The 7,365-nt window shown below is 32.9% G+C and carries 12 protein-coding genes and 2 pseudogenes; all 14 read right to left on the minus strand.

What is annotated here, in order from left to right:
• Window positions 1-214, minus strand: a 214-nt coding sequence (locus B7709_RS00195) for a bacteriocin class II family protein (protein ID WP_084970738.1), incomplete at its 3' end; no start/stop codon positions are given.
• Window positions 215-530: 316 nt separating this feature from the next.
• Complete coding sequence (locus tag B7709_RS00200; RefSeq protein ID WP_038804501.1) at window positions 531-827, minus strand: bacteriocin immunity family protein; 297 nt, start codon at window positions 825-827, stop codon at window positions 531-533.
• Window positions 827-1,048, minus strand: a complete 222-nt coding sequence (locus tag B7709_RS00205) for a leucocin A/sakacin P family class II bacteriocin (RefSeq protein ID WP_001049877.1) — start codon at window positions 1,046-1,048, stop codon at window positions 827-829. Before B7709_RS00205 ends, B7709_RS00200 begins: the two co-directional genes overlap by 1 nt.
• 241 nt (window positions 1,049-1,289) lie before the next feature.
• On the minus strand, window positions 1,290-1,979 hold the full coding sequence (locus B7709_RS00210; RefSeq protein ID WP_084970740.1) for a CPBP family intramembrane glutamic endopeptidase: 690 nt from the start codon (window positions 1,977-1,979) through the stop codon (window positions 1,290-1,292).
• Window positions 1,980-2,303: 324 nt separating this feature from the next.
• Entirely contained in the window at window positions 2,304-2,552 is a 249-nt protein-coding gene (gene blpZ / locus B7709_RS00215) for an immunity protein BlpZ (RefSeq protein ID WP_084970742.1), read from the minus strand.
• Window positions 2,553-2,631: 79 nt separating this feature from the next.
• Window positions 2,632-2,850 carry a hypothetical protein gene (locus B7709_RS00220; RefSeq protein ID WP_000438252.1) on the minus strand — a complete coding sequence of 73 codons (219 nt, stop codon included), beginning with the start codon at window positions 2,848-2,850 and terminating at the stop codon, window positions 2,632-2,634.
• Window positions 2,851-2,854: 4 nt separating this feature from the next.
• Window positions 2,855-3,229, minus strand: a complete 375-nt coding sequence (locus B7709_RS00225; protein ID WP_084970744.1) for an immunity protein — start codon at window positions 3,227-3,229, stop codon at window positions 2,855-2,857.
• A gap of 141 nt (window positions 3,230-3,370) precedes the next feature.
• Complete coding sequence (locus B7709_RS00230) at window positions 3,371-3,598, minus strand: Blp family class II bacteriocin (RefSeq protein ID WP_084970746.1); 228 nt, start codon at window positions 3,596-3,598, stop codon at window positions 3,371-3,373.
• Window positions 3,599-3,843: 245 nt separating this feature from the next.
• On the minus strand, window positions 3,844-4,869 hold the full coding sequence (locus B7709_RS00235) for a thioredoxin domain-containing protein (RefSeq protein ID WP_084970748.1): 1,026 nt from the start codon (window positions 4,867-4,869) through the stop codon (window positions 3,844-3,846).
• 270 nt (window positions 4,870-5,139) lie between these two features.
• Window positions 5,140-5,259, minus strand: a complete 120-nt coding sequence (locus B7709_RS00240; protein WP_001829206.1) for a PncF family bacteriocin immunity protein — start codon at window positions 5,257-5,259, stop codon at window positions 5,140-5,142.
• A gap of 2 nt (window positions 5,260-5,261) precedes the next feature.
• Window positions 5,262-5,492: pseudogene (locus B7709_RS00245) on the minus strand (Blp family class II bacteriocin).
• A gap of 252 nt (window positions 5,493-5,744) precedes the next feature.
• Window positions 5,745-5,936, minus strand: a complete 192-nt coding sequence (locus tag B7709_RS10215) for a hypothetical protein (protein ID WP_239822484.1) — start codon at window positions 5,934-5,936, stop codon at window positions 5,745-5,747.
• A gap of 828 nt (window positions 5,937-6,764) precedes the next feature.
• Window positions 6,765-6,965: a Blp family class II bacteriocin gene (locus B7709_RS10295; protein WP_084970750.1), complete on the minus strand. Its 201-nt coding sequence runs from the start codon at window positions 6,963-6,965 to the stop codon at window positions 6,765-6,767.
• Between the two features lie 241 nt (window positions 6,966-7,206).
• Window positions 7,207-7,365: pseudogene (locus B7709_RS00260) on the minus strand (CPBP family intramembrane glutamic endopeptidase); the annotation flags it as partial.

The raw sequence follows: 7,365 nt of genomic DNA on the forward strand, positions 1-7,365 counted from the left end.
AACCTGCTCCTATATAACCAAGGTCACGATAACCACGCGGGCAGTACCCACTTACTGGGAAAGGACCTGAATTTTTTAATATAGAAGGGTAAGAACCAAATGGACTGTCCTGATAAGCATACCCTCTATAAATACCAGATACATCCCCACCCTCTATACAAGCAAGCATATCAGTATCCATACTCTCAAATTGTTCCATCATTTTTGTATTCATGACAAATACTCCTTTTATATTTTTTATTTTTTATTTTTGTCTTGTTGCAACTTTGACAAGTTTACTATATCATTGTTTTTTTAAAATTTTTCATCCAAATCTTGAATTGTCATCGAAACATCTTGAATTGCAAAAACTTCATAAAAAAAGGTAAGTATTTCAAAAACACTTATCTTTTAATTTGAGTTTTTTGTCTTGTTGCAACCTTGACAAGTTTAGTATAGCACTGTTTTAATTTTTTTCACTCAAATCCAGAGTCACAATAAAAATATTAGGAATACATAAACTATAATTAACATATCACCTATACTGTACCCTAGTATCCATATCTAATATTAGATAATTCTCTTAATTTTTTTATCTGATCAGACTGAATTTCAGATAAATGTAGCGCATTTTCAATTAATACATTTGAAATTTCAATGTTCATTCGACTAAGGGTATAAGGAATCGATATACTTCCTTTCTTTAATTCACATTCGTAAGAAATCAATATATCTTTCAAAGGGAGGAGTTGAGAATCACATTTTATATTTTGAATAAGTTCTTCTAATATGATGATAGCTTCACGGCGTCTTTCAACCCCACCAGAAAACCACTTTAACCCTCTCATTATAGAGGTCCACCCGAATTCCAACCTGCATTCCCACCTGAAAATCCATTAACAATAGAATTAGTAAGAATTTTATTTATAGCTTCAGGCCAGTTTACCCAGCAACCTTTAGAGTTATCACAATATAAACCATTACCGTAATATATTGTTTTTCCTCCTACTTTACTCGCAAGCATCTCAGTATCCATAATCTCAAATTGTTCCATCATTTTTAGATTCATGACAAATACTCCTTTTTTATTTTTAATTTTTGTCCTGTTGCAACCTTGACAAGTTTAGTATATCATTGTTTTTTAAAATTTTTCATCCAAATCTTGAATTGTCATCGAAACGTCTTGAATTGCTCAAAGAGCACAATTTCCTTAGTCAACTAATAAGAAGTGAATAAAATTAAATTTTATTATTCAGAAATCTAATCTTATTCACTTCTCATAATCGATAATTATTTTTAATCTACTATTTTTAGCTAAATACCCTGTGTAAAAAAGTCAGCAAAAATGGTAATGTTGCGAAAATATTATTAATCACATGCACCGCATAGGAAGGATAAATGCTCTTGGTATAGCGGGTCAAACCGGCAAAGATGATTCCAACTGTTGCAAAGACGAAGATATCTAACAGACTAGGCAGGCTTGAAAAATGAGGGAGAGCAAATAAAATGGATGGAAGAAGCAAATCAAGAGCAAATCTCGAATCTTTAAAAAAGGCGTGTTGCAGTAATCCTCTATAGATTAACTCTTCCATCAGTGGAACCAGAAAGAACAGGGCTATATAAATACCTAGCTCTGCAAAGTTAGTCCCACTATAACCAATCAATACAGCCCAACCTTCCGCAGTTGACTGAACATGTTTAGCTGTCTGAACGTTAAAAGAGATCTGGAACACTACCACTAATACTGTCAAAATCGAATACCAAAGCCATTTTTTTCTTGGAATGCGAAAAAGATAACCATGGCCTGTCTTAACAAGAACCACAATCATGACTCCAATAAAAAGTAAACTCAAGATATTTTGAATCCAGAAGAAATTTCCTATCTGAGAAGAAAATTGCCAATGATTTTGGATGATAAACGTCAACTGAGAAAGACCAAATACGAAAAATAGGTAGGATAAAATTGCACTTGTTTTGAATAGAAGCTGATACTTTTTCATGTAATCCCTCCTTTATAAACTCGGAACATCTCTAATATAAACCATATTTCCCTAAATCCTTACTCTAAATCTTAAACAGTGCTTGAGATTTCCTGAATGGTTAAAATAAGGGAAATTGGAAAACAGGAATATCTATGTCTTTATTTCAAAAAATCACTGCCTCCCCCAGATAAACCTGAGGAAAACAGTGATTCAGTTTTTAGGAATCAGGAATGAATGTAAGGAGATACATTTGACATTTTTATAATAAAAATCAAAAAACAAGGTATAATCTTTATTGAAAACAGCCATAAGGGTAATCACTTAAACACTAAGTAAGCCTTCCTACAAGCCATCCTTTACCTCCAATCTCTCTAAAACAAACCATTTTAATAACCAAAATCCGACAACATAGCCAGCACCAAAGAATATAGCTATAAAAGCTATCATGGGATTCAAGAAATAGAAGATCACAACGGACACAAAGGTTAGCACAAAAACATTGAAGGCAATGGTGTCGGAAGCCAAGACTAGAATATAGGGTGTCAACCGGTCTAAGGTTTTTGAATATGGAAAAAATAAGTGTTTATACATGATATATTCCTATACAGTATAGAGAGTATAAACTCAAAGAAATACCCAGATTAATAACTCTCTATACTAACTCAATCCTCTAATGTGGCCATAAAACTGAAGCTGCTGCACCACCAGCTGCGCAAATCAAATAAATCTGAGGAGTTGGGAAAGGGATTGTCTGCATACAAAGCGAAATCCCCTCAACTGCACCACCTACTCCACTTAAAAATGCATCTGCAAGTTGTTTATCACCAGCTGTTATCGTTGTTAGCTTTTCATCGGATAAAATGAAGAAGTTATTTACTGATTGTTCCATTTTTTCACACTTTCTTTGTTAAATTAATTTGGCTAGTAGACAAAAGATAAATCAAGGCATTAAAGGCAATGAAAATATGTCCATAGAATAAAATCAACCTCGCATCCAAACCAAGATAAAGTTTGACTATCAAAAAAATGAGCAAAAGGATTTGAAACCATACCGTTTTTCTAAAAATAAATTTAAAGCGGTTTTGAATGTCTGCTTCCTTGATCTTTACCGCCAAACCTTTATTAGTAAGAAGGAAAACTCCTGCTTCAAACAAACCACTGTAGAGAACAAGCCACCCAATCGATACATTAGAGATTTGCAAAAATGTTCCTAAAAGAATATCCAAAATGCTACCCAAAAAAATAACAAGAAATAACCTGTATCTCATATAAATCACCTCCTTTTACTACTATAGTAAATTGAATCTAGCATCGCACAATGTCGTTTCTAAAGCATTTTTAGAAATTGCTTTAAATTCTCTTAATCAATTTGTTACTATTATATTTTAATCTGCTATATCTCTAAAAATTTAACTTGCCCTCAAAGCTCCCCAAACTGCTGTACAGAATTGTGCTCCTAAAATCCCTCCAGCAAGAGTTCCCACAACTGGGATAACACTCCCCAGAGCTGCACCTCCTATTGTACAAACTCCCAATGCTTGAACAACTTCTCCAGCCCCTACTTTATCCCCACCTTCAACGCAAGCAAGCATATTAGTATCCATAATCTTAAATTGTGACATCATTTTTGTATTCATGACAAATACTCCTTTTTTTATTTTTAATTTTTGTCCTGTTGCAACCTTGACAAGTTTAGTATATCATTGTTTTTTAAAATTTTTCATCCAAATCTTGAATTGTCATCGAAACGTCTTGAATTGTTAAAAAATTTAAAAAGCAAGCATTAAAAACATACTTGCCCTTTCACTTTTGTCTATAGGCAAATTCTAGCCATATGTTATTACAAACAAATAATATCATTGCACCTGTTTGCCCTCTATTTTTATTTATGAATTTTTTGTTTCACTTTAATCATTATAGAAGCCATAAAAAACGCGACAGCTAGCCGAATCAGTTGGTAACTTTCTTCCTCTCCTGTTTTCGGTAATAATTTTTCATTCGAAGTAATAGATTGGCTTCCCTTAACATCGGTTAAAGGAGTTTTATTTTCCTGAGCAGCATCAAAAATAGGTTTGAGAGTTTCCAATTGATTCTTATTGTCTAACATTGCTAAATCGCCAGATTGAGTAGTTTTAGCTTTGGAAGTTGAGTTTATACTCTCCACTTTCCCACTATTTTCACTATTAGAATTGGGATTATCATTGGATGTTTTCATTTCGGTTCTTTTTTCATCACTCATACCTTTGCTTTCACTTACAACTTTATCACTAGTACTCATGCTGTCATTTCTGGTTTTCTCATCATGCACATTTTCAGTTACTGTTTCCTCGGACGATGCTATTGTTTCCGTTTGCTTAGGTGAGTTTCTCGAGTACATATAATCATAAACCTGTTGTGCAGTCGCTCCCCCACCAACCCATCCAGATATCGGACGTCCATTTCTTAAATACAAAATTGTTGGTGTTCCTGGAATACCGACTTTTTTAAATAGAAACTCTCTCGCTTCCCCATCAAAATCCTTACCATCCAAATCATAATACTCTAACTTCTTTTCAATCAAGTTATTAAATTCTTTCAATTCAGGAGAAAATTGACGACAATGAGAGCAAGTTTTTCTACCAAAATAAATAGTATGTTCCAATTGATCCTCTGTAAAAGATTGACGAACGGCTTCAATATCTATCTTTTTAAAGTTCTCAACATTCTGTTCATACTCTTCTGGAGTTACAACGGCAGATTTATTCTCCACCTTTTCCTTAGTCGGTGGCAAATCTGGTGCCACAAGAGAACTATCATTAGTCTGTATAGAGGAAGAAGTAGTCTGCTCTTCTGCATATGCAACACCCGTAGTAATAGATGCAAATACAAGTGGCACAAGTGATAGCGATTTTATATTTTGTTTCTTCATAAGAATACTCCTTTACATTTGTTAGCTTTATCTTACCTTATTTAAGATTACAAATTCATCTAAATCTTAAATGGTCATCGAAACGTCTTGAATTGTAAAAAAATTAAAAAAGCAAGCATGAAAAACATACTTTCTTCTTTATATTGTATTGATACCGACTTGTTTGTAGACTTTTCATCCTGCTATCACATATCATTTTGACAGGCTAAACAACATTAAAGAAACTCCCCTGTAAATTAAGCTAGCAAATACAGGGGAGAAATTTATTTTTTACGGGGTACTATCCGTATCCTTTTTGGGAGATTTTGAAAATATTTTTCTAATTAAATCATCCATATAAGGACCAAATATACCAACTACTAAACCAATAATAAAACTTTTAAAATCCATAATTACCACCAACATGTCGCTGCATAGACTACACCTCCAAGTATAGCTCCTCCTGCTGCACCAGTTGCAGCGCCTTGCCATGTTCCTGTTTTAATTCCTAATTGAAGTCCCCGCGCTATTCCTGCCCCAACACCTGCTTTGGCAAAATCTCCCTAATTGCAATCTCCCCCACCTACAGTCTCAAGCAGATCAGTATCCATAATCTCAAATTGTTCCATCATTTTTGTATTCATGACAAATACTCCTTTTTATTTTTAATTTTTATCTTGTTGCAACTTTGACAAGTTTAGTATATCATTGTTTTTTTAAAATTTTTCACCCAAATCATGAATGGTCATCGAAACGTCTTGAATTGCAAAAACTTCATTAGAAAGGTAAGCATTTCGAAAACACTTACCCTTTTATACTTCATTAACCTCTACTTTTTATAATACTTCAACCCCCAAACGAAAGGAAGATGTTCCGTTTTTTAGCAAGAAAAGTTTTCATTTCTTTGCTCCCTTCTTTTTCATTAAAGCAAAATAGATCATAACTGCAATCACATAGGCTATAGTATAAAATAGCTGATACCAGATACTTTCCCTAAGCGGATAAAGAAAGATAGACATGATCAGATACAAGATGAAAATGATTAATATTTTTTCTTCATAAGATTTCCTCCTAAATGTGTGCTTTATCTTAGTTGAGCTACAACCTTTACACTGCTAGTATAGCACTCATTTTGACCTTGGATCACTCAAATCATGAATGGTCATCAAAACATCTTGAATTGCAAAAACTTCATTAAAAAGGTAAGCATTTCGAAAACACCCACCTTTTTAATGAAGTTTTTTGTCCTGTTGCGACCTTGACAGGTTTATTATAGCACTACTTTTTAATACTCTTTTACTAAAACAAAAGTCTATTTAAAAGATGAATACTTGAGAATACCTACTATTTATTCTGTTTTTTACAAATCACGTAAACCAGTTCTATAGATCAATAGTTTCATAACTTTTTCTTACTATGATTTTTATATAGCTTATTATCTAATCTATGTTTTATCAGACTATAGATTGTAATAGGAGTACTTACCAGTACCAAAATATTTCTCCAGAGTTCCGTTGAAATCATGAATACTCTTATACAAAGAAAAATAGACGCCAATATTAATAAAACTCGGGCAAACAAATCTAAAAAATATACGTATTTTTTCATATTTCTAGTTTCTCCTTCACTCTTACTTTAATATATACTAAATAAGTGAGTTTTCAATTCTAATACTGACTAACGTTCCCTCTGCTCTAGACAAGAGTACTGTAGTATTATCTATTAACTAACCTATATTTAAACTATTCATCGATATTGATATTACTTAGCATATACTTCAAAAATTTAAAAACTTTCATAAGAACTCTAATCTTTTACATTAGCCTATAAATTATTTGTCGCTTATACTTCTCAAAACAGTGCTTTGAGCTATTTGTAACTAGTCTACTAGTTTAATCTCTGATTTTCATTAGGCATTAACTAACAGGGGTAGCACAAAAAAACATATTAGTAACCGTGCCTAAACCAACCGCTCCCCACGGGCCTGCAAAAACAGCACCTACGCCAATTCCAGCGGAAATTGCAGTTTCACAATCACCAAATTTTCTACCACCTTCAACGCAAGCAAGCATATCAGTATCCATAATCTCAAATTGTGACATCATTTTTGTATTCATGACAAATACTCCTTTTTTATTTTTAATTTTTGTCCTGTTGCAACCTTGACAAGTTTAGTATATCATTGTTTTTTAAAATTTTTCATCCAAATCTTGAATTGTCATCGAAACGTCTTGAATTGCTCAAAGAGCACAATTTCCTTAGTCAACTAATAAGAAGTGAATAAAATTAAATTCTATTATTCAGAAATCTAATCTTATTCACTTCTCATAATCGATAATTATTTTTAATCTACTATTTTTAGCTAAATACCCTGTGTAAAAAAGTCAGCAAAAATGGTAATGTCGCTACAATATTATTAATCACATGCACCGCATAGGATGGATAAATGCTCTTGGTATAGCGGGTCAAACCAGCAAAGATGATTCCAACTGTTGCAAAGACGAAGATATCTAACAG

Source organism: Streptococcus oralis subsp. dentisani (assembly GCF_002096335.1).
GTDB lineage: Bacteria > Bacillota > Bacilli > Lactobacillales > Streptococcaceae > Streptococcus > Streptococcus oralis_Z.

What these genes read in the sequence shown, in the direction of transcription:
- B7709_RS00200 (WP_038804501.1), bottom strand. Translation starts at nt 827, where the DNA reads ATGAGAGGGTTAAAGTGGTTTTCTGGTGGGGTTGAAAGACGCCGTGAA.
- B7709_RS00205 (WP_001049877.1), bottom strand. Translation starts at nt 1,048, where the DNA reads ATGAATCTAAAAATGATGGAACAATTTGAGATTATGGATACTGAGATG.
- B7709_RS00210 (WP_084970740.1), bottom strand. Translation starts at nt 1,979, where the DNA reads ATGAAAAAGTATCAGCTTCTATTCAAAACAAGTGCAATTTTATCCTAC.
- blpZ (WP_084970742.1), bottom strand. Translation starts at nt 2,552, where the DNA reads ATGTATAAACACTTATTTTTTCCATATTCAAAAACCTTAGACCGGTTG.
- B7709_RS00220 (WP_000438252.1), bottom strand. Translation starts at nt 2,850, where the DNA reads ATGGAACAATCAGTAAATAACTTCTTCATTTTATCCGATGAAAAGCTA.
- B7709_RS00225 (WP_084970744.1), bottom strand. Translation starts at nt 3,229, where the DNA reads ATGAGATACAGGTTATTTCTTGTTATTTTTTTGGGTAGCATTTTGGAT.
- B7709_RS00230 (WP_084970746.1), bottom strand. Translation starts at nt 3,598, where the DNA reads ATGAATACAAAAATGATGTCACAATTTAAGATTATGGATACTAATATG.
- B7709_RS00235 (WP_084970748.1), bottom strand. Translation starts at nt 4,869, where the DNA reads ATGAAGAAACAAAATATAAAATCGCTATCACTTGTGCCACTTGTATTT.
- B7709_RS00240 (WP_001829206.1), bottom strand. Translation starts at nt 5,259, where the DNA reads ATGGATTTTAAAAGTTTTATTATTGGTTTAGTAGTTGGTATATTTGGT.
- B7709_RS10295 (WP_084970750.1), bottom strand. Translation starts at nt 6,965, where the DNA reads ATGAATACAAAAATGATGTCACAATTTGAGATTATGGATACTGATATG.